The 22,903-nt window shown below is 65.4% G+C and carries 5 protein-coding genes; all 5 read right to left on the reverse strand.

The genetic code is table 11. The features are described 5' to 3' along the window. Nucleotides 1-42 precede the first annotated feature (42 nt). Nucleotides 43-13,989: a non-ribosomal peptide synthase/polyketide synthase gene (locus K9857_RS00140; RefSeq protein ID WP_224532879.1), complete on the reverse strand. Its 13,947-nt coding sequence runs from the start codon at nucleotides 13,987-13,989 to the stop codon at nucleotides 43-45. A gap of 50 nt (nucleotides 13,990-14,039) precedes the next feature. Beyond that, on the reverse strand, nucleotides 14,040-17,102 hold the full coding sequence (locus tag K9857_RS00145) for a non-ribosomal peptide synthetase (RefSeq protein ID WP_224532880.1): 3,063 nt from the start codon (nucleotides 17,100-17,102) through the stop codon (nucleotides 14,040-14,042). 114 nt (nucleotides 17,103-17,216) lie between these two features. Continuing rightward, a complete protein-coding gene (locus K9857_RS00150) occupies nucleotides 17,217-18,263 on the reverse strand; it encodes a TauD/TfdA family dioxygenase (RefSeq protein WP_224532881.1) in 1,047 nt (348 codons plus the stop codon). Nucleotides 18,264-18,280: 17 nt separating this feature from the next. Next, complete coding sequence (locus K9857_RS00155) at nucleotides 18,281-21,715, reverse strand: condensation domain-containing protein (protein ID WP_224532882.1); 3,435 nt, start codon at nucleotides 21,713-21,715, stop codon at nucleotides 18,281-18,283. Between the two features lie 7 nt (nucleotides 21,716-21,722). Beyond that, nucleotides 21,723-22,700 (reverse strand): TauD/TfdA family dioxygenase, encoded by a 978-nt coding sequence (locus K9857_RS00160; protein WP_224532883.1) that lies wholly within the window; start codon nucleotides 22,698-22,700, stop codon nucleotides 21,723-21,725. Nucleotides 22,701-22,903 lie beyond the last annotated feature (203 nt).

Consider the following 22,903-nt stretch of genomic DNA (forward strand, 5'->3'; position numbering starts at 1 on the left):
GGGGCGCGTGGGTCGAGTTCCACCCACGCGCCGGCTCGCCCGCTAGCTTTGGGGATTCGGTTTGGTCTTGAGCTTGCTCAGCAACATGTCCAGGGACTTCTGGTTCATGCCCTTGGCCAGCGGGAAGTCCGACGGCATCAGCGCGCCGGACTGCGGATCGAGGCAATGGGCGACCAGCGCCTGCAAATGTTCCAGCAGGCGCGCCGGCAAGCGGCTGTCGGCATCCGGCGTGACGCTGTGCCACTCGATGTGCAGCACGCCGCCCTCCAGCCAGGCCACCACTTCACGGCCGTGGCTGACCTTGTTGATCGCGGCCACTTCCGCCGGGGCTTTCAGGCTGCTGGCGCGCAACCAGCCTTCCGGCGTTTGCTCGTGCCCCAGGTAGTTGAACAGCACATCGCCACGGCTCGCCGGCAACTCACCGCGCTGGCGCAGCAAGCCGTGGCCCAGGCCATTGCCCGGTACGGCGCGCAGGGCTTCCTTGGCCTCGCGCACACGCTCGGCCGGAGCGCCACTGGATTTGACCCGCAGCGGGAACAGGGTGGTGAACCAGCCAACGGTGCGGCTGACGTCCAGGCCTTCGAACGGCGCATCGCGGCCGTGGCGCTCCAGATCGACGACGATTTCCTCGCGCTTCTCGGCTTGCGCCAGGGTCGCGGCGAGGGCGGCGATCAGCAGCTCTTCCGGTTGCGTGCGGTAGGCGGCGTGGGACTCGGTCAGCCATTGCTGGGTGTGCGTGGCGTCCCAACGGGCGGACAGGGTCTGGCGCTCGGCGACCGTGGCCAGCGGGGCCGGGTTCGCGGCGGTCTGGGCGTTCCAGTAGCGCTGCTCGGCACCGACCTTGTCGCCGTGGGCGCGCAGGTGCTCGGCCCATTGTTTGTAGGAGGTGGTTTTCGCCGGCAGCGTCGGGTTCTCGCCGCGTTCCAGGCCCTGGTACAGCTGCTGGAAATCTTCCAGCAACGGCGTCCAGGACACCGCATCGACCACTAGGTGGTGAGCGACGAGGTACAGGCGTTGCGGTTCGCCTTGCAGCAGGGCGGCGGCGAACAGCGGGCCTTGTTGCAGGTTCAGGCTTTCGGCGACCTGTTGCAGTTGCTCGGGCTGATCGCAGACGGTAAATCGGGCTGGCGAAACGGGCGCGATCTGCGCCTGCCATTGGCCATCGACCTGGTTGAACTGCAGGCGCAGGGCGTCGTGGTGCGCCACCAGACGATTCAGGGTCGCCTGCACCAACGCCGGCTCCAGACGACGGTCGCTGTCGGCCAGCACCGACTGGTTCCAGTACGCCGCTTGCGGTTGCTGCAGGTCGAAGAACCACTGGTGCAGCGGCATCAACGGCAGGCTGCCGGTGACGTCGCCCTGTTCGGCCAGAGTCAGCAACGGGCTGGCCACCTGGGCCAGGGCTGCCGGGGTCGGCGAGCGGAACAGGTCTTTTGGCGTGAGCGAGTAACCCTGTTCCCGCAGGCGCGAAATCAATTTCAAGCCAAGGATCGAATCACCGCCCAGGGCGAAGAAGCTGTCCGTGGTGCCGACCTCGCGGCCGCTGCTCAGCATGTCACTCAGCAATTCGCCGAACAGCTGGCAAAGCAAGGCTTCCAGTTCGTTGCGCGGAGCGACGCGGGCTTCCTGGCTTTGCGGCAATGGCATCGCCGCCAGGGCCTTGCGATCGATCTTGCCGTTGGTGGTCAGCGGCAGGGCCGGCACTTCAACCCACACCGCCGGCACCATGTAGGCCGGCAATTCGGCGCTGAGCAGTGCGCCCAGGTCCGATTGCGGGGCGTTGCTGCTGTAGAACGCGATCAGACGGTTATCCAGCACCAGGGTGCAGGCGCCGGTGATAGCGGGCTGGTTGAGCAGCGCGGCATCGATTTCACCCAGTTCGATACGCTGGCCACGTAGCTTCACTTGATGGTCGAGACGACCGAGGTATTCGATGTTGCCGTCGGCAAGGAAGCGGCAACGGTCGCCGGTGCGGTACAGGCGATCACCTTCAACAAACGGGCTGGCGAGGAAGCGTTCCTCGGTCAAGTCCGGGCGTTTCAGGTAACCACGGGCCACGCCGACACCGCCTATATAGAGCTCGCCGATGCTGCCGATTGGCAATGGCTGCATGGCTGCGTCGAGGATGTACAGGCGCAGGTTGGCGATCGGTTTGCCGATCGGCACGATCAGGTCATCCATCGAGCAACGCCATACCGAGACGTCGATGGCCGCTTCGGTCGGGCCGTACAGGTTGACCAGCGCCGCCGGGTGCTGGCCCATGAAACGCCGCACCAGATCCGCCGGCAGCGCTTCGCCGCTGGCGAACACCTGACGCAGGCTGTGGCAGTTTTTCAGGCTCGGCTCTTCGACGAAGGCGCGCAGCATCGAAGGCACGAAGTGCAGGGTGGTCACCTGTTCCTGCTGGATCAGCTGGCTGAGGTAAGCCGGGTCGCGATGGCCGTCCGGACGGGCTACCACCAAGGTGGCGCCGGTGATCAGCGGCCAGAAGAATTCCCACACCGACACGTCGAAGCTGTACGGCGTCTTTTGCAATACGCGGTCGTTCGGGCCAATCGGGAAGGCGTCCTGCATCCAGTAGATGCGGTTCATCAGGGCGCCGTGTTCGTTCATCACGCCTTTTGGCTGACCGGTGGAGCCGGAGGTGTAGAGCACGTAGGCCAGATCACCCGCATCAACGGTCAAAGGCTCGCCAACAGGTGCCTCAGGCAACTTGTCGAGGATCCAGGCAGTGTGCCCGGCCGGCAGACGCGACAGCCATTGCGCCTGGGTCAACGTCACCTGCGCATCGGCATCCCCAATCAGGAACGCCAGACGCGCCGCCGGCAGCTCCGGATCCAACGGCAACCACGCCGCACCGGCATGCACGATGCCGAGCAGGGCGACGACCATGTCCACCGAACGCTCCATGCACACCGGCACGATGCTGTCGCGACCGATGCCTTGAGCGCGCAGGGCACGGGCCAGTTGCTGCGCCCGCTGATCCAGCTCGGCATAGCTCAGGCGCTGGCCTTCGAATATCAGTGCCGGAGCGTTTGGCGTTAGCGCCGCCTGCTGGCTCAAAGCCGTGTGCAGATTGGTCGGGCCCGGATACAGACGCTCGGTGGCATTCCAGCGATCCAGTTGCTGCTGATCCTGCTGCTGCGGGAACAGCTCCACCAGCGAGCGCTCGGGGGCAGCCACCAGCGCGTCGAGCAGGGCGCACCATTGCTCGCTCCAGCGCTGCATCGTGCGCTGATCAAACAGCGCCGCCTGGTATTCGAGGGCGAGGGTCATGTCGCTGCCGTCGTCCTGCACTTCCCAGCTCTGTTCGAACTTGGCGTCGATCACCGGCAGCATCTGTTCCTCGATGTTCAGCCCCGACCACTGACGGCTGTCCAGGCGTCCGTGGTTGAGGGAGAACAGCACCTGGAACAGCGGCGTGCGATTCAGGTCGCGGCGCTGGGCCACGGCGCCCACCAGGGTGGCGAACGGCAGGTCGGCGTGGGCCTGGGCCGCGCGCAGATCGGCTTCCAGGCTGGTCAGCAGTTGTGCCGCCGGGGCCTGCTGGTCGATCTCGCTGCGGATCACCAACGTGTTCACCAGACACGCCAGCAGCGCCTGGGTTTGCGGCTGCTCGCGCTGGTCGGCCGGGGTGCCGAGACGGATCTCGCGCTGGCCGCTGTAGCGGGCGAGCAGGGCGCTCAGGGCACTGGCCAGCACCACATAGGCGGTGGTGCCGCGTTGCCGGGCGAACTGGCGAATGGCCTCGGCGCGCTCGGCACCCAGACGCAGGGTCAACTGCCCGGCACGACGCTCCGCTTCGGCGCCGCGTGGACGGTCCAGCGGCAGGTCGAGTTGGTAGTCGTCCTGGCCCAGATGGTTTTTCCAGTAATCAAGGCTGGCGCTGCGGCGGGCCTGGGTGTCCGGGTACTGCTGCCACAGGGCGAAGTCGACGTAGTCGATCTCCAGCGCGGTCCAGTCCGGCGCCTGTCCGCGCAGGTCGGCACTGTAGGCCTCGCTCAGTTCGTCGATCAGCAACTGCATGGCCCAGCCGTCGGTGGCGCTGTGGTGCAGGCACACCAGCAGGCGGCTTTCGTCGCTGTCCCGGCGTTGCAGCAGGTGCGCGCGCCAAGGGGCGGCCTTGGCCAGGTCGAACGGCGCCATCAGCGCGGTTTCGGCGTCGGTGCAGGCTGAGGTCCAGTCCTGAGTGCTGACTTCGGTGATGACCAGCGCTGGGCCGTGATCGTCGATCAGCAGTTGCGCTTCGCCTTCGATTTCGACGATGCGGCTGCGCAGGACCAGATGACGTTGGCTGACCTGTTCGAACGCGTCGCGCAATGCATCAGTGTTGAGCTTACCGCGCAGAGTCAGGGCAAACGGCATGTGGTATTCGCGGGATTCCGGCACCAGGCGGCTGAGCATCCAGAAGCGCAGTTGCGCCAGACCCAGCGGCAAGCGTTCTGGTCGTGGTTGCTGGCTGATCAGTTCGCCCGGTGTGGCCGCCTGCAGGTGACCGGCCAGTGCCGCCACCGTCGGTTGGGCGAACACCAGTGCCAGCGGCAGCGAAGCGTTTAGACGCTCACGCACTCTTGCCACCAGACGGGTCGCCAGCAGGGAATGACCGCCGAGCTGGAAGAAGTGATCCTCTATGCCTACCGGGCCGCATTCGAGCAGTTCGCTGAACAGCTCGCAGAGCACGATCTCGGTGGCATTGCGCGGTGCGACCTGTGAACGGTCGCCACGGATGTCCGGCAGCGCCGTGGCAGCCAGTACCTTGCGGTCGAGCTTACCGTTGCTGTTGAGCGGCAGGCTGTCCAGTTGCACCAGCAGGCTTGGCACCATGTGCGTTGGCAGGTTGTCGTTCAAGGCCGCGCGCAGTGCGCTTTCCTCTGCGTCACCGCACCAGAACGCCACCAGACGTTGATCGAGCAGCAGGGTCGCGGCATCGCGCACGCCGGCCTGATTCAGCAATTCGGCATCGATTTCACCCAGCTCGATACGCTGGCCGCGCAGCTTCACCTGATGGTCGAGACGGCCGAGGTATTCGATGTTGCCGTCGGCGAGGAAGCGGCAACGGTCGCCGGTGCGGTACAGGCGATCACCTGGGATGAACGGGCTGGCGAGGAAACGTTCCTCGGTCAGGTCCGGGCGTTTCAGGTAACCACGAGCGACGCCGACACCGCCGATGTACAACTCGCCGATGCTGCCGATTGGCAGTGGCTGCATGGCGGTGTCGAGGATGTACAGGCGCAGGTTGGCGATGGGTTTGCCGATCGGCACGATCAGGTCATCCATCGAGCAACGCCATACCGAGACGTCGATGGCCGCTTCGGTCGGGCCGTACAGGTTGACCAGCGCCGCCGGGTGTTGGCCCATGAAGCGCCGCACCAGATCCGCCGGCAACGCTTCGCCGCTGGCGAACACCTGACGCAGGCTGTGGCAGTTTTTCAGGCTCGGCTCTTCGACGAAGGCGCGCAGCATCGAGGGCACGAAGTGCAGGGTGGTGACTTGTTCCTGCTGGATCAGCTGGCTGAGGTAAGCCGGGTCGCGATGGCCGTCCGGACGGGCCACGACCAGCGTGGCACCAGTGATCAGCGGCCAGAAGAACTCCCACACCGACACGTCGAAGCTGTATGGCGTCTTCTGCAATACGCGGTCGTTCGGGCCAATCGGGAAGGCGTCCTGCATCCAGTAGATGCGGTTCATCAGGGCGCCGTGTTCGTTCATCACGCCTTTTGGCTGGCCGGTGGAGCCAGAGGTGTAAAGCACGTAAGTGAGGTCGCTGGCTTCGACGTTCAACGGTTCGCCCGCTGGCGCCTGTGGCAACTTGTCGAGGGTCCAGGCAGTGTGCCCGGCCGGCAGACGCGACAGCCACTGCGCTTGGGTCAAGGTGATACGAGCGTCGGCATCAGCGATGAGGAACGCCAGACGCGCCACCGGCAGTTCAGGATCCAGCGGCAACCACGCCGCACCGGCATGCACGACGCCAAGCAGGGCGACGACCATTTCCACCGAACGCTCCATGCACACCGGCACGATGCTGTCGCGACCTATGCCTTGAGCGCGCAGGGCGCGGGCCAGTTGTTGCGCCCGCTGATCCAGCTCGGCATAGCTCAGACGCTGGCCTTCGAACACCAGTGCCGGAGCATTTGGCGTCAGCGCCGCCTGCTGGCTCAAGGCCGTGTGCAGATTGGTCGGGCCCGGGTACAGACGCTCGGTGGCATTCCACTCGATCAACTGCTGCTGACGCTGGTTTTCGGTCAACGGCGACCAATCACCCAGACGCGTCTGCGGCGCATCGAGCATGGCTTCCAGCAGCTGCTGCCACTGATCCAGCCAACCCTTGACGGTGCTCTCGCTGAACAGCGCGGCACGGTATTCGAGCAGCACCGACAGCACCTCGCCGTCGTGCACTTCCCAGTTCAAATCGTACTTGGTGGATTGCGCGGTCACCGCGCGCTCATGCACCTGCAACTGCGGCCACTGGCTGGCCGATGCGTCGGCGTTCTGCATCACGAACAGCACCTGGAACAGCGGCGTCTGCGCCAGACTACGGGATGGATTGAGGGCTTCGACCACCTGATCGAACGGCACGTCCTGATGCTGCTGGGCATCCAGTACGCGGTCGCGGACCTGACCGAGCAGGCCTTCGAAATCCAGTGCCGGGTCCAGATCGCTGCGCATCACCACGGTGTTGACGAAGCAACCGATCAGCGGCTGCAGCTCGGCCAGCGGACGCTGGGCCACCGGGCTGCCGAAACGTACGTCGCGCTGGTTGGCATGACGCCCCAGCAGCAACTGCGCGGCGCTGAGCATCAGCATGTACAAGGTGGCGCCGCGTTGCTGGGCGAACTGACGCAAGCGGTTCGCCAGCTCTTTCGGCAATTGCAGTTGTACGGCGCCTGCGACCGGGTCGAGCTGGTGCGGGCGGGCCTGACGGGTCGGCAGATCCAGCAGGTAATCGCCGTCTTCCAACTGCGTGCGCCAGTAGTTCAACTGCTCGCCGAACAAGGCCTGTTGCGCCGGTTCACGCTGCCAGAGCGCGTAGTCCGGGTATTGCAGGGCGAGGTTCGGCAGTTCGGCCACCGAGCCCTGGCACTGCGCGGTGTAAAGCAGCGCCAATTCATCCAGCAGGTTCTGGCTGGAGGCGTCATCGGTGGCGCAGTGGTGCACGTTGAGCAGCAACAGCGCCTGAGGCTGGCCGCTGCGCTGAATCAGCGTGGCGCGCAGTGGAAGGTCGTTGGCCAGATCGAAACGGTGGCCGGTCTCGGCATGGATCGCCACGTCGGTCAGCTGTTGCCAAGCCTCATTGCTTGCGGCATCCAACGGCGCCAGACGCAGGGCGACCTCGGCTTGCGGCTCGATGACCAGCGTCAGCTCACCTTCGGCATCACGCACGATGCGGCTGCGCAGGCTTTCATGCCGCGCGACCAGCGCATTCAGCGCGGCTTGCAGGGCCGGCACGTTCAGCTCGCCATCGAACTGCACGGCGCTGACCACGTTGTACTCGCCGCCCCCCGCGCTCAGTTGTTCGAGGAACCACAGGCGCTGCTGTTCAAACGATAGCAGCAGGCGCACCGGACGTTCGGCCTTGGCCCAGGTCGCGGCCGGGGCTTGCAGCGGTTCGCCCAGCAATGCGGCCAACGCTTCCAGGGTCGGATGCTCGAACACCGAGCGCAGCGCCGGCACCGTGGCGAACTGCTGACGCAGACGGGCAAACAGCACCGCCGCCAGCAGCGAATGACCACCCAGGTAGAAGAAGTGACTGTCGCGACCGATCTGGATCAGCGGCACGTTCAGCAGTTCGGACCACAGCGCCGCCAGTTGCTGTTCGGCAACGGTGCGCGGCGGGTCCTGGGCGTCCGGCGCGGCCTGGATGTCCGGGGCGGGCAGGGCCTTGCGGTTGAGTTTGCCGTTGTCGGTCAGCGGCAGCTCGTCGAGCACCACGAAGGCCGACGGCACCATGTAGTCGGGCAGGGCGGCGCCGATTGCCTTGCGCCAGCCGTCGATATCGGCCTGGGCATCGCAGGTGACGTAGGCCACCAGGCGCTTGTCGCCGGGCACGTCTTCACGGGCCAGCACCACCGATTGACGCACGCCCGGCTGGGCACCGATCAAGGCTTCGATTTCCCCCAGCTCGACACGGAAGCCGCGGATCTTCACCTGATGGTCCATGCGTCCCAGGTATTCGAGCTGGCCGTCCGGCAGCCAGCGCACCAGGTCGCCGGACTTGTACATGCGCGCGCCGGGCACCGACGAGAACGGGTCTTCGATGAACACCTTGGCGGTCTGTTCGGCGCGGTTCAGATAACCCAGGGTCACACCGGCACCGCCGATGTGCAGCTCGCCGGGCACGCCTACCGGCATCGGGTTCAGCCAGGCGTCGAGCACGTAGGTACGCACGTTGGCGATCGGGCGACCGATGATCGGCCGGGCCGGGAAGTCGTTCACCGCGCAACCGGTGGCGTCCACGGTGCATTCGGTCGGGCCGTAGGTGTTGAAAAAACGGCTGCCGGCAATCGACGGCAGGCGCTGCCAGAGCTGCGCGTCCACCGCATCGCCGCCGAACAGTACGAAGCGCGGCAGGTACACCTCGCCACGGCGCACGCCGTCAGTTTCCAGCAGAGCCTTGAGTTGTGCCGGGGTGCATTCGAAGGCGTCCAGGCGGGTGTCACTGAAGAATTGCGCCAGGGCTTGCGGGTCGTAGCGCACTTCTTCCGGGGTCAGGTACAGGCTGTGGCCGTCGAGCAGCAGGATGAGCTCGGCCACCGAACTGTCGAAGGCGAACGAGTAGTTGAAGCTGGTGCGCATCGGCTGGTCGGTGTAGCGACGGTACAGGCCGTGGATACGCGCCCACGCCAGGTTGACCACCGAACCATTGGTGACCAGGGTGCCCTTGGGCTTACCGGTCGAGCCCGAGGTGTACATGATGTACGCCAGGTCGTCGGGACCGGCCACGGGCGACAGGTTGCCGTCCGGCTGATCGGCGAACAGCGCGGCATCGCTGTCCAGGCGCAGGCGTGGCAGCCCGGCGCCCAGTTGCTCCAGCAGCCCTTGCTGGCCGAGGAACAGCGCCGGTTGCGCGTCTTCGAGCATGTAGGCCAGGCGATCCACCGGGTAGGTCGGGTCCAGCGGCACATAGGCGCCACCGGACTTGAGAATGCCCAGCAGACCCACCAGCAGTTCCAGCGAACGCTCGACACACAGCGCCACCGGACGGTTGGCCACCACTCCCTGCGCGCGCAGGTAATGGGCGACCTGGTTGGCCCGGCGATTGAGTTCGGCGTAGCTCAGGCTTTGGCCTTCGAACGTCAGGGCGTCGCGATCCGGGGTGCGCTCGGCCTGTTGTTCGAACAGCTGAGCGAAGGTCAGGTGCTGCGGCACCTGCATCTCGGTGCGGTTCCACTCGACCACGGTGCGCTGCCATTCCTCCGCCATCAGCAACGGCAGGGCCGCCACCGGGCGTTGCGGTTCGGCGAGCATCTGTTCCAGCAGGTGCTCCAGACGGGCCAGGGTCTGGCGCGCGCTGTCGGCAACGAACAGGTCAAGGGCGAACATCAGCTCCAGCTGGATCGGCGCATTGGCCGGGCACAGCACGTGCAGGTCCAGGTCGCATTCGGACTGCTTGATCGGAGTGTCGAGGGCTTCGAAATCCAGGCCCGGGAAGCGCAGGCGCGATTCCATCGCCAGTTGCTGGGCCACCATCACTTGATACAGCGGCGCGTGGCTGAGGCTGCGCGGCAGTTGCAGGCTGTCGACCAGTTGCTCGAACGGCAGGTCCTGATGTTGCAGGCCTTCGCGTAGACGCTTGGCCACTTGCTCCACCAGGGCAGTGAAATCGGCTTGCGGTGCGAAGTCGGCGCGAATGGCCAGGTTGTTCAGCAGGATGCCGAGCAGGCCTTCGGTGCCCGGTTGTTCACGGTGGGTCACCGGGGTGCCGATCAGCACCGTGGCATCGCCGCTCAAGCGGTTCATCAGCACGGCAAAGCCTGCGAACAGCACGGTGAACGGCGTGGTGCCCAGACGGCTGGCGAAGGCCTGGACCCGGGCGCTGAGGTCGCTGCTCAGCTCACGCTGGACGATGCCGGCGCGGTAGCTCTGCACCGATGGCCGCGCCAGATCGGTTGGCAGCGCCAGCAACGGGCTGCTGTCGCTGTTGCTGCGGTCCAGGGTGGTGGTCCAGTAGTCGAGCTGGCGCTTGAGTTCCGCGCCTTGCAGGTGTTCGCGCTGCCACAGGGCGAAGTCGGCGTATTGCACCGGCAACGCCGGCAGCTCGGCGGCCTTGCCATTGCAGCGGGCTTCGTAGCCCAGGGCCAGTTCGCGCAGGGCGATGGTCGCCGACCAGGCGTCGGACACCAGGTGATGCAGGGCGATGCCCAGCACGTGCTCGTCCGGTGCCAGGCGCAGCAGGCGGGCACGCAGCAGCGGCGGATGGCTCAGGTCGAAGGGTTGCTCGAAGGTCTCTTGCAAGGCGTTGAATTGCGCGCCTTCGCGGGCGGTGGTCGCCAGAGCGGACAGATCGTCGAACGGCAACTCGATGTTCAGTGCCGCGCTGATGTGCTGGCACGGCACGCCATCGGCGCTGCGGATGCCGGTACGGAGGATTTCATGGCGCGCCAGCAGGTCGTTGAGGCTGGCGTGCAGGGCTTCGACGTTCAGCTCGCCCTTGAGTTGCAGGGCGAACGGAATGTTGAACAGCGTGGTGCCCGGCGTCAGTTGTTCGATGAACCACAGGCGCTGCTGCGAGAACGACAGCGGCAGCACGGCCGGGCGTGGCTGGGCTTTCGGGCCCTGGCTGGTGGCCGATTGCGGCGTGGTGGCCTGGGCCTGGCGCGCGGCGATCGCCAGCGCCAGCAGGGCCACGGTCGGCTGTTCGAACAGCACCCGCAGCGGCAGCTCCAGTTTGAAGTGTGCCCGCAGTCGCGCAACGATCTGCGTGGCCAGCAGCGAGTGACCGCCGAGGGTGAAGAAGTTGTCTTCCACGCCCACGCTGTCGCGACCCAGCACTTCGGCCCAGACCTTGGCCACGGCCGCTTCCAGTTCGTTGCGCGGGGCGATGCTTTCTTCGGTCTCGGCCTGCCAGTTCAGCTCCTGGGCGGCCAGAGCCTTGCGGTCGACCTTGCCGTTGGCATTGAGCGGCAGGCGCTCCAGGCAGACGAACGCCGCTGGCACCATGTATGGCGGCAGTTGCCCGCGCAGGTGTTCGCTCAGGCCGTCGCTGCCGAGAGCCTCATCGTGGGCCGACCAGTAGGCAACCAGCCAGGCCTCACCAACGCTGTTCTCGCGCAGCAGCACCGCGGCCTCGCGCACGTTGGAGTGCTGGGCCAGACGGTGTTCGATCTCTGTCAGTTCGATTCGATGACCGCGCAGCTTGACCTGCTGGTCGCGACGGCCCAGGTATTCGATCACGCCATCGGCGCGCCAGCGACCCAGGTCACCGGTGCGGTAGATGCGCCCGTCCAGCGTCGGATGATCGATGAAGGCATTGGCTGTGCGTTGCGGATCGTGCAGGTAGCCACGGCCGACGCCGACACCACCCACGCAGATTTCCCCGGCCACACCCACCGGCACCGGGCGCAGGGCCTCGTCCAGCACGTACAGGCGGTTGTTGGCGGTTGGCTGGCCGATGGGCATGTGGCTGACATCGGCATCCGGCGCTTCGAAGATCGGCTGGAAGGCCACGTCGTCGGCGCATTCGGCCGGGCCGTAGGCGTTCATCAGGGCGATGCCTGGGAAACGCGCAAACCAGTCCCGGGCCACGGTCGGCGGCAGGGCTTCACCGGTGGGCAGCACCCAGCGCAGGTCCGGCAGTTGCAAGTCGCACGGGCACAGCGCAAGCAGGGTGCGCATCAGGCTCGGGACGATTTCCAGCACACTCAGGCGTTCGCTGGCCAGCACTTGCAGCAGGCGTTGCGGATCGTGGGCCACTTCGTCCGGGAGGATCTGCACCGTGGCGCCCAGCACCGGCGCGGCGAGGAACTGCCACACGGAAATGTCGAAGGCCACCGAGGCGGTCTGCGGGATGCGGTCGTCGGCGCTCAGGCCCAGGGCCGGCACCTTGCCGAAGATGTTATTGAGCATGCCCCGTTGTTCGATCATCACGCCCTTGGGCGTCCCGGTCGAACCGGAGGTGAACAGCACGTAGGCCAGGCTGTCCGGGCCGCCGAGCAGCGGCAGCGGAGCATCGTTGCCGGCCTGCCAGCAGGCTTCGGCGAACAACGCGTTCGGTGCCTGATCAAGGCCGCTGAGCAGTTGGTCGAGCAAGCCGCTGCAACCTTCGCTGGCCACCAGCAATGGTGCCTGGGACAGCTTGAGGATTTCCCGCAGGCGCTCCGGCGGATGATTGACTTCCAGCGGCAACATCGCCGCGCCAGCCTTGAACACCGCGATCATCATGGTCAGCAACGGCAGGCCGCGAGGGGCCACCAGCGCCACCAATTGATCCTCGCCGGCACCGGCTTCGCGCAGGGCGTGGGCCAGACGGTTGGCGCGGCGATCTAGTTCGGCGTAGGTCAGGGACTCGCCGTCGCAGATCGCGGCCACCTGATCGCCGCGCTGGGCGACCTGATCGGCGAACAGCTGCGCGTAGCTTTTACCCAGCGGGAATTCGTGGGGGTTGACCGCCCATTCGCCGAGCAACTGCTGGCGCTCGTCGCTGGCCAGCAGTTCAAAGCTACCGAGTGTGGCATTCGGCGCGGCGAGCATGCCGCGCACCAGACTGGCCAGATGCCCGAGCACGCGCTCTACGGTGGCGGCGTCGAAACGCTCGCGGTCGTAGGACACGCGAATGCCCAGCTCGGTTTCCGGCAGGATCACCACGGTCAGGCCGTAGTGGGTGTGCACGCTGTGGTCCATGCCGTCGAGGCTGAACTGGAAACCGCCTTCCAGAATCTGCTCGTCGATCGGCGCGTTCTCGAACACCAGGATGCTGTCGAACAGGGTTTCGCCACGCGGGAAATCACTCCAGCCCTGAATGTCGGTCAGCGGGGTGTGCTCGTAGTCGCGCATGTCGACGTTGAGCCCCTGCAATGCGCTCAGCCATAGGCCGAGGTTCGCGTCCGGGTCCACCGACACCCGCAACGGCAGGGTGTTGATGAACAGGCCGATCATCTCGGCTACGCCGGTCAGCTCCGCCGGACGGCCGGCCACGGTGACGCCGAACAGTACGTCGCGCTGGCCGCTGTAGCGGGACAACAGCAGCGACCAGGCGCCCTGGAAAAAAGTGTTCGGGGTGATGCGGTTGCTCCGGCAGAACGTCGCCAGGGCCTGGGTTTCCTGCTCGCTCAGGCGCACCAGTTGATCGTCCACCAGCACCGCATCGGTGTAGCGGTCGCGGGTCGCGCCGTTGTCCACGGTCAGCGGCGTCGGGGCGTTGAGCCCCTGCAACTGGCCGCGCCAGAACTGCTCGGCCTTGCTCGCGTCCTGGCGTTGCAGCCACTGGATGTAGTCGCGGAACGGACGCGGTGCCTTGAGCTGCGGCTCGCGGTCATTGCACAGCGCTTCGTAGACCTTGAGGAAGTCCACCGTCACCAGAGAGATGCACCAGGCATCCATCAGGATGTGGTGGAAGCTGCGGATGAATTCGTAGGACTCATCGCCCAGGCGCACTAGACGAAAACGAATCAGTGGCGGCTTGGACAGGTTGAAGCCGACCTTCTGCTCGTCCGCAAGCAAGGTGCGGATTCGCGCTTCCTGCTCGTCCGCAGTAAGGCCACGCAGGTCAATGGTGTCCAGCGGCACCTTGACCTCGCGGTGGATCACCTGCACCGGCTGCTTCTGGGTTTTCCATTGGAAGCTGGCGCGCAGGGAAGGGTGCAGCGCCACCACTTGACGCCAGGACTCGAGAAACGCCGCTTCGTCGATGGCCCCGCCGATGCGGTAGCGGTCCTGCATCAGGTATACGCCGGAATCTTCGTGCAGCAGGGAGTGGAACAGCATGCCTTGCTGCAACGGCGACAGCGGGTAAATGTCTTCGATCGGGTTGCTGTTGTTCTTTTCGGTGGTCATCAAAAACGTCCTGCTAAAAGGGGCGACGGCGCGGCAAAGGCAGCGGCGGGTCAGAATTCGTTTTCGTCGAGCTCGGCCATCAACGCCTGCATCTCGTCATCGGACAGGCCCGAGGCGCTGAACGCGGTGCTTGCGTCCTGCGGCTTCGCGTTCTCGGCGGTCACCACTTGGGCAACTTCGGCCATGGCGGCGATGGTCTGGCCTTCGAACACGTGCTTGGCGGACAGGGCGATGCCTTGCTCATGGGCCTGGGCCACCACTTGCAGGCTGAGGATCGAGTCGCCGCCGATGGCGAAGAAGTTCTCGGTGACGCTCACGGTTTCAAGCTTCAGGACCTTGGCAACGATGGCCTGCAGGGTGCTTTCCATGGCGTTGCGCGGGGCTACGAAGGCGCTTTCGTCGAACTGGTCCGGGTCCGGCAGCTGGCGCAGGTCGAGCTTGCCGTTGGGCGTGCGCGGGAAGCTCGGCAGGGTCAGCACGCGGGCCGGGACCATGTACGACGGCAGGCGCTCGCCGAGGAAACCCTTGATCGCGTCCGAGTCCGGCGCATAGCCGTGGGCCGCCAGCACGTAGGCCAGCAGGCGCTTGCCGGCGGCGTGTTCCTGAACGATCACCGCCGCTTCGCGCACATCGCTGTGGCTGCACAGCTGGCGCTCGATTTCACCGAGCTCGATGCGGTAGCCGCGCAGCTTGACCTGATGGTCCTTGCGTCCGAGGAACGCCAGGCGCCCGTCCGCCAGCCAGCAGGCCAGGTCGCCGGTGCGGTAGGCGCGGGTGCCGTCGGCCAGGGTCACGAAGGCCTTGGCGGTTTCTTCCGGTTTGTTGCGATAACCCCGGGCCAGGGTCGGGCCGGCGAGGACGATTTCCCCCGGCTCACCGACGCCGCAGGCCGCTTCGTGTTCGTTCAGCACCCGCAGGTCCATGCCGGCAATCGGTCGCCCGATGCTCAGCGGGCGGCTAGGGTCGAGCACTTCGAAGCTGGCCCAGACCGTGGCTTCAGTGGGACCGTATTCGTTGACCAGCTTCGCGTTGGGCAGGGCCTGGCTGTGTTGGGCGATCAAGGCAGGCGGGCAGGCTTCGCCAGCTACGATCCAGCATTCAAGGCTTGTGCTGTCGGCGTTGCGTTGCAGCTGGTCGAGCAGGGCCTGATACAGCGACGGCAGCGACAGGCCGTGGCTGACCCGGTGCTGCGCGATCAGTTGCGCCAGGCGTGGCATTTCCAGTTCCTCGCCGGTGGCTGGCAGCACCAGACGGCCACCTTGGGCCAGGATCCAGAAAATCCCCGCCACGGAGCTATCGAAGGCGAACGACGACAGCAGCAGGTAGGCGCGCACCGGCGTTTCGTAGGCGGCCATGCGCACCTGGGTCGAATAGCTCAGGGCGCCGTGACTGATTTCCACGGCTTTCGGCGCGCCGGTGGAACCGGAGGTGTAGATCAGATAGGCCAGATCGTCCGCTTGTGGCAAAGGCAGCGGCGACAGGGCGCTGTTATCAGGCACGCTCAGATCGTCGAGCACGAAGCGTCGCAGGCTGGCCGGCACGCTGTCGGCCAGTTCGGCGCTGACCACGATATGGGCGATGGCGCTGTCGGCGAGCATGTAGGCGCGGCGGTCCGCCGGGTAGGTCGGGTCGACCGGCACGTAGGCGCCACCGGCTTTCAGCACCGCGAGCATCGCGACGATGGCGGCGTTGCCACGGGCAAACAGGATGCCCACCGGTACACCGGCATCGATGCCGGCCTCGCGCAATTGATGGGCCAGGCGCGTGGCGCAGGCGTCGAGGGCGGCGTAGCTGAGGTCGCCGTCCTTGTCGCTCAGGGCGATGGCGTTCGGTTGCTGCTGCACTTGGCGGGCAATCAGTTCCACCAGCGTGACCGGTTCAATCGCAGGCGAAGTCGGCGCGTTGTCGATGGTCCGCACTTGCAGCGGGCCGCTCAGCGGCAGTTGCGCCCAGCGCAGTTGCGGCTCGGCCAGCGCGCCTTGCAGCAGTTGCAGCCATTGCTCGCCCAGGCACGCGGCGGCGTTGGCGCTCAGGGCATTACGGTCGTAAATCAGGTGAGCCCGAATGCCGTCCGTGCTCTGCTGCACGTTCAGGCAGGCTTTGACCGGGTTCAGCACGGCGCTGGCGTGGCGCTCGCGGACATCGGCCTGACGCCAGGCGAAGCCATAACTGCCATTGAGGTCGTGGGTGTAGTAGTCCTGCCAGCCGGCGCCGAGTTCGACGCTGGCGGCGATGCTCTTGCTCTGTTCCAGCAGGCTGGTTTGCGGGTCCAGATCGAAGCGCACCGGCAGGCACTGTTCGAACAGGCCCAGGGCGTTCTCCAGTTCCGGGCCGCGGCTTTCGTGGACGACGGTCAGCGCGACCTGCTGTTGCCCGGCGAGTCGGCTGAGCAGGGCGGCCCATGCGGTGAGCATCAGGTTCGAAGTCAGGGCCGGATTGGCGGCGAGGATGGGTGGCAACGTCAGGTCAACGCGCTGCGGCGCAAAACCATCAGCCGACGGGGATTCCAGCGACAGTTGCAGGGCCGGCTGTTCGCTCTCGGCCAGCGGTTTCCAGAAACTCACCCCCGGATGATCCGGCTCGTCTTCGGTCAGGCTCCAGCGCCACTCGGCGTAGTCGGCGTATTGCAGGGCTTCGGTGAGTGCCGGATTGCCGTCTTGCAGCAGCGCGATCGCCAGCAGTTTCAGGCTACCCAGGTCGAAGTGGCTGCTGGCGCCGGCCAGGTCGAGCACCGCTTGCGTGTCCGACAGTTGTACCAAGGTCACCGCCAGCGGCAGCGTCCAGTCCCGCGCTTGAGTGGCCAGTTGGTTGAGGGCTGCGTTTTGCTGGTTCTGATCCAGGCCACGCAAATCCTGCACCGCGACCGGCAGCTCGACGCTGTCGTGAATCACCTGCACCGGAAAGCGCAGGCCCGGCACGGGTGTCAGGCGAGTGCGCAGGATTTCACTGTCGGCGACCAGGGCGCGCAGGCGTTGATTGAGCACGTCGACGGTGACGGGCGAAGCGACCGACCACTGCAAGCGGCAGCTCAATGGGTGTTCGGCGACGCCGTTGGTGTGCTGATAAACCGACGCCTGCTGTGGCGAGATACGAAAACCTTGGAGTCCGCTCATGTTCAACTCGACTGAAAAAGGGGCTTGAACCAGGGTGCGGACAGCGCCACGCCAACCCACTGGCTGACGCCGGCAGAAAGTTGTGTGATCAACTGAAAGGCACCCGTTGAAAAATCAGACCGCCACGTCACTCGACAGCAGGGCTTCCGCCATGCCGGTCATGATCGCGCGCTTGCCGGTGAAGGGTTCGCGGCCATGGACCGCGAGCATGTTGTCGATAAACAGCACATCGCCCTGTTGCCAGCTGAACCGCACCAGTGAATCGAGGTAGGCGGCCCGCAGGGATTCCAGGACGTGTGGCTCGATGGCCTCGCCGTCGCCGTAAAAGGTGTTGGTGGGCAGGTCGATATCGCCGAAGTTGCTTTGCAGTGAATCGCGAATGCTCGGCGGCAGGGTGCTGATGTGGAAGAACGTGGCGTGGTTGAACCAGACTTCTTCGCCGGTCCTCGGGTGACGGACCACGGCGGGCCCACGCTGGCGGGTGCGCAGGCGGTTATTGTCTTTCCACTCCACTTCGATGCCGACGCTGGCGCAGTAGGCCTCCACCTCGGCGCGGTCCTCGGACTGGAACACGCTCTGCCACGGCAAGCCAAAACCGTCACCGTAGTTGCGCACGTACATCACGCCTTTTTCCCGGAAACGCGCTTCGATCTCCGGGCTGATGCCGGCCTTCACCGCGCGGGTCGAGCCGATCGGGGTTTCGCCGCCGGTCTCGGACGGCAGGTGGCAGTAGAAGAACAGACGCAACGGAAAACGCGGGGAATAGGAGTGTTCGTTGTGCGGAAAAATCATCTGGTCGGCCGGGTAATCGGTCGAGGTGTAGATGTTGCCGCCGACCCGGGTGCGCGGCGAGGCGCGGAACATGTATTCCAGGGCGCCGGGGGAGAGCGCGGCGATCACCTGATCGAACTGCTCCACCGACTGCACGGAAAAGCCGCGAAACAGCAGGGCGCCGTATTGCAGCAGTTTCTTCTCCAGGTTTTCCCGTTCGCTGGCCGCCCAGGCAACCAGATCCACGCCCGCCACCGCAGGCTCGATCACCAGCGGCAGGGCGTGATCCGGGTTCAACAGGCGCTCGCTGACCAGTTGCCGTTCCGAGACGTTCATGGCTTTGCGTCGCACGCCGCCGAGGGCGCGAGACGGTGGGGGCACGATAGACATAAAGGCATCCAACTCGGTTAGAGGGGCATTGAGCGACGTTTGGTTTGCAGCATCTGGGCGCGGCCGGCCGAGGCCTGGGACTGCTGGCGTTCACGCTGGAACGCCTGATCCCAGGCTTCGAGGCGTTCGGCCAGTGCCGGCAACGGCAAGTCCAGCAGATCACGGGCTTCGCCCAGCAGCAGCGTCCACAGGTGTTGCAGGCGCAGGGCGCGGTCCTGATCGAAAAACTCGCCGCGGAATTTAAGGTTCGCCTCGATGCCCGCGCTGCCGTGGGTCAGGTCCAGCACCAGATGGAAATCCCCCGGATCCTGGGCCGATACCAGCGAAGACATGTGCGCGCCGGCGATGGCGGTCGGGTTCACCCGTGATGGCTGGTAGTTGAGCTTGACCTGGAACAGCGGCGAGTGACCGGCGCGACGTTGCGGCGCCAGGGCCGAGACCACCAGATCGAACGGCAGGCCCTGGTGGGCATAAGCCAGTCGAGCCTCGTCACGCACTTGAGCGAAGAAACCGGCCAGGGTCGGTTCGCCGCTCAGGTCGCAACGCAGGGTCAGCTGGTTGACGAAGAAACCGATGACGTCGTTGTGCGCCGCCAGTGGCCGGCCGCTGACGTCGGTGCCCAGCAGGAACTGCTGCTGGCCGCCGATGTGCCGGATCACCAGTTGATAGCTGGCCAGCAACAGCATGAACAGGGTCATGCCTTGCTCGCGGGCCAGTGCGGTCAGCGGCTCGCAAGCGGCCTGGGGCAGGGTGAAGTTGAGGTGGTGCTCGCCCGGATTTTTTCCGCTGCCACCCAGGGCCAGGGTTTGCGGCACGTTCGCCAGATGCTCGTGCCAGAACTGTTGTTCGGCGGCGATGCGTTCGGCGCTCCAGTGAGCGGCTTCCCAGCGGGCGAAATCCAGATACTGCTGCGGACGTTCTGCCGTGTTGGCGCCCGCCAGTTCAGCCAGCAACAGTTGCGTCGAACGACCGTCGAAGGCGATGTGGTGCAGGGTCAGCAAAAGGTCGTGTTGCTGGTCGTCGCGGCTGAGCAAGACGGCGCGCAGCAACGGGCCGTTTTGCAGATCGACAGGGGTGGCGTGTTCTTCGGCCAGACGCTCGGCGAGGGCTTTTTGCTGGATGTCGGACGGCTGATCGCGCAAATCGTGCAGGGTTAGCGGCACCGCTGTTGCCGGTAGGATTCGCTGTTGCGGTCCGGCGACGTCGTCCTGATACACGGTGCGCAGCACGCTGTGACGGTCGATCAGGGCGTTGAGTCTTGAGGCCAGTGCTTCGGTGTCCAGCGTGCCTTCCAGACGCAGATGCAGCACCAGGTTATGGCGGGTGTCGGTGGGATCGAGTTGACGCAGGAACCACAGACGGCTCTGGGCGAAGGACTGGCGGCCGTGATCCTTGTCGACGCCGGAGTCTTCGGTCGAGGCCGTGGCTTGCGGCGCGGTTTCGGTGAGGAAATCCAGCAATGCCTGAGCCCAATCGGCCAGCGTCTGTTCACCGAACAGACGCTGAGTGTCGAGGTTCAACCCAAGATCCCGGTGCAGACGGGCAGCAAAGTCGGCCACGGCAATCGAGTCCAGGCCGAGGCTGATCAGGCTGTGGTCGAAGTCCACCGCCAGGTATGGATTGACCTCGCGCAGGGTCTGCTTGAGCCACTGGCGGCAGGCGGGCAGGGCGCTTTCATCGCCCAGGGCAACACGTTCCAGCAGTTGTACGCGCTCGATCTGTTCGGCGTCGTCGACCGTCGCGCCACCGTACTGGGCAATGATGCTCAAGGTGCCCGCGGCCAATTGCTTGCGCGAACCCTGGCGGGCGATCTTGCCGCTGGTGGTCATCGGGATGGTCCCGGCTTCCACCAGCACGATCTGGTCGATGCCGCAGTCGGCGGCTTCACGCACGGCGCTCTGCATCGATGCGAACAGTGCCGGATGCTGCGCCGGCTTGACGTATTTGCGATGCGGCTCGGCGACGATCACCAGCTTCTCGCGGCCCAGCACCGGGTCCATTTCCGAGAACGCGGCGATGCGCCCGGTGCGGATGCCCGGCTCGGCGTCGGTGATGGCGAATTCGATGTCGTGGGGATACAGGTTGCGGCCGTTGAGGATCAGCAGATCCTTGACCCGCCCGCAGATCACCACCTGGCCTTCGTGCATGAAACCCAGGTCGCCGGAGCGCAGGTAGTGGCCCTCTTCGCCGACGATGCAGGCCTCGAAGGCCTCGCGGCTGGCTTCGGGATTCTTCCAGTAGGACTCGGCGTTGCTCGGGCCTTGCAGCCAGACTTCGCCGACCTGATCGGCGGCGCAGCGTTCGTGATTGTGCGGATTGACGATGGCGATGCTGTGCAGGGCTTGCGGATAACCGCAGGCAACGAACTCCACGGCCGGGGCATCGTCCGCCGCCAGGGCCACGCGGCCGCTTTCCAGCACGGCTTTGTCCAGGCGCAACACCACCGGCAGGGCATCGGCCGGGGTGGCGCTGACGCACAGGGTCGCTTCGGCCTGGCCGTAACCGGGGCTGATCGCCAGCGGGTTGAGGCCGCAGGCGGCAAAGCGCTGGGCGAAGGTGTCGAGGGTGCCGGGGTGAATCGGCTCGGCGCCATTGATTGCGTGCTGCCAGGCGCTCAGGTCGAGCTGGGCGATCAGGCTGTCGCTGACCACGCGGTTGCACAGGGCGTAGGCGAAATTAGGCGCGAAGCTGGCGGTGGCGCGATAACGGCTCAGGGCCTGGAGCCAGGTGGACGGCGCGTTGACGAACGTCTGCGAGGCGATCAGGTAGCACGGCATGCCGCTATAGAGCGGCGCGAGCATGCCGCCGATCAGGCCCATGTCATGGTACAGCGGCAACCAGTTGATCATGGCGCCGTGTTCATCGAAGCCGTAGGCCTGACGCATCAGCTCGACGTTGGCGATCAGGTTGCGCTGGCGCACTTCGACGCCCTTGGGCGTGCCGGTGGAGCCGGAGGTGTATTGCAGAAAGGATACGGTCGCGCCGTCGATATCCGGGCGTTTCCACTGGCTGGCAGGCGGCACGCCGAGGTCCTCGACCGTCGACACATCGACCCGGCCTTCGACCAGTTCGCGCAGGTTGTCGCAATGATCGGCCGGGGCCAGGATCAGCGCCGGCTCTGCGTCCACCACCACATTGCGCACGCGATCCAGATGACGCGGTTTGCGCGACGGTGGCGGAAACAGCGGCACGGCAATCATCCCGGCGTACTGGCAGGCGCAGAAGGCGCGGGCGTAGTCGAGGCTGCTGGGCAGCATCAGCAGGACCCGGTCACCCGGCGCATAACGCGCCTGCAAGGCCGCCGCGAGCGACTGGCTCTGTTCGTGCAGTTGGGCGAAGGTCAGGGTTTCGCCGATCTCGACGCCATCGGGCAAAAAGTGCAGGGCCGCGCGCTGTGGAAAATGCCGGGCGTTGGTTTCCAGCACTTCGATCCAGTGTTCAAAAGAAAACATGTGCAATTCACGCCATGGCAACGATGACTTTGCGGTCACCGGTGTAAGGATTGCGGCCGTGTGCGACCAGTCGGTTGTCGAGCATCAGGACGTCGCCGGGTTGCCAAGGGAAGCTGATGGCGGTCTGGCGATAGACCTCGCGCACGGTGTCGAGCACCGCATCGGGAATGGCCGAGCCGTCGCCGAAATACACGTGACGCGGCAGGTTTTCTTCGCCCACCGCAGCCAGGAGGCTTTCGCGCACGGACGGTTCGATGGCCGAGACATGGAACAGGTGCGCCTGGTTGAACCACACCCACTCGCCGGTATCGGGATGCTGCAGCACCGCCGCACAACGCTGGCGGGTGCGCAGTTCGCCGTCGGCTTTCCATTCCCACTCGATATCGTTGTCCTGGCAGTAGCGCTCGACCTGGGCGCGGTCTTCGGTGTTGAAGACTTTCTGCCATGGCAGGTCCAGCGCGCCGCTGTAGTTGCGCACATACAGCAGCTCGCGGCTTTCGAACATCTCGCGGATTTCAGCAGGCATGCGTTGGTAGATCAGGCGGCTGTCGGCAATCGGTGTTTCGCCGCCGGTCTCGCTGGCCTTGATGCAATGGAACCAGATGCGCGAAGGCCAGGGCCGGGTGTAGGCCTGTTCGTTGTGCAGGGGGATGAACTGGTGGGCCGGATATTCGGTGGAGCTGTAGACCCCGGCGAACACTTTGCTGCGTGGTGTGGAGCCGAATTCGTAGCTGGCCAGCGGCGCGCCGAAGCTGGCGGCGAAACGCTTGAAATCGATGGGAGTGGGCACGTTGAAGCCGCGAAAAAGGACGCCGCCAACGGTGGTCAGCGCCTGATCCAGAGTGGCGCGAATCGAGGCGTCCAGATCATGGATCGATTGTCCCGGTCTGCCCTCGATCAGCACCGGCAGCGTCGACGAATGGTCGACGACTGGAGCAGGGGACAAGGCTTCGGAACGCACGCTGAGGGGTTCGATTGATGTCATCCGGGTGCATCCTTTTTTATCTTTTTCAGTCCAGCAAAAGGGCGTTCACCACCTGGAAAACCGGGCAAAGGTGGCTACGCTGGTTGCGCTGAGGGGCGCCGCTGAAATGTATTGTCACCGATACAATGAGGCATATTTATTACAAATGAGAGCCGTTATCAATCTTATTTCTTTAAATTTTTTTTTGGATTAGACTCCCGCCG

The sequence above is a fragment of the Pseudomonas sp. REP124 genome (assembly GCF_020164475.1).
Lineage (GTDB): Bacteria > Pseudomonadota > Gammaproteobacteria > Pseudomonadales > Pseudomonadaceae > Aquipseudomonas.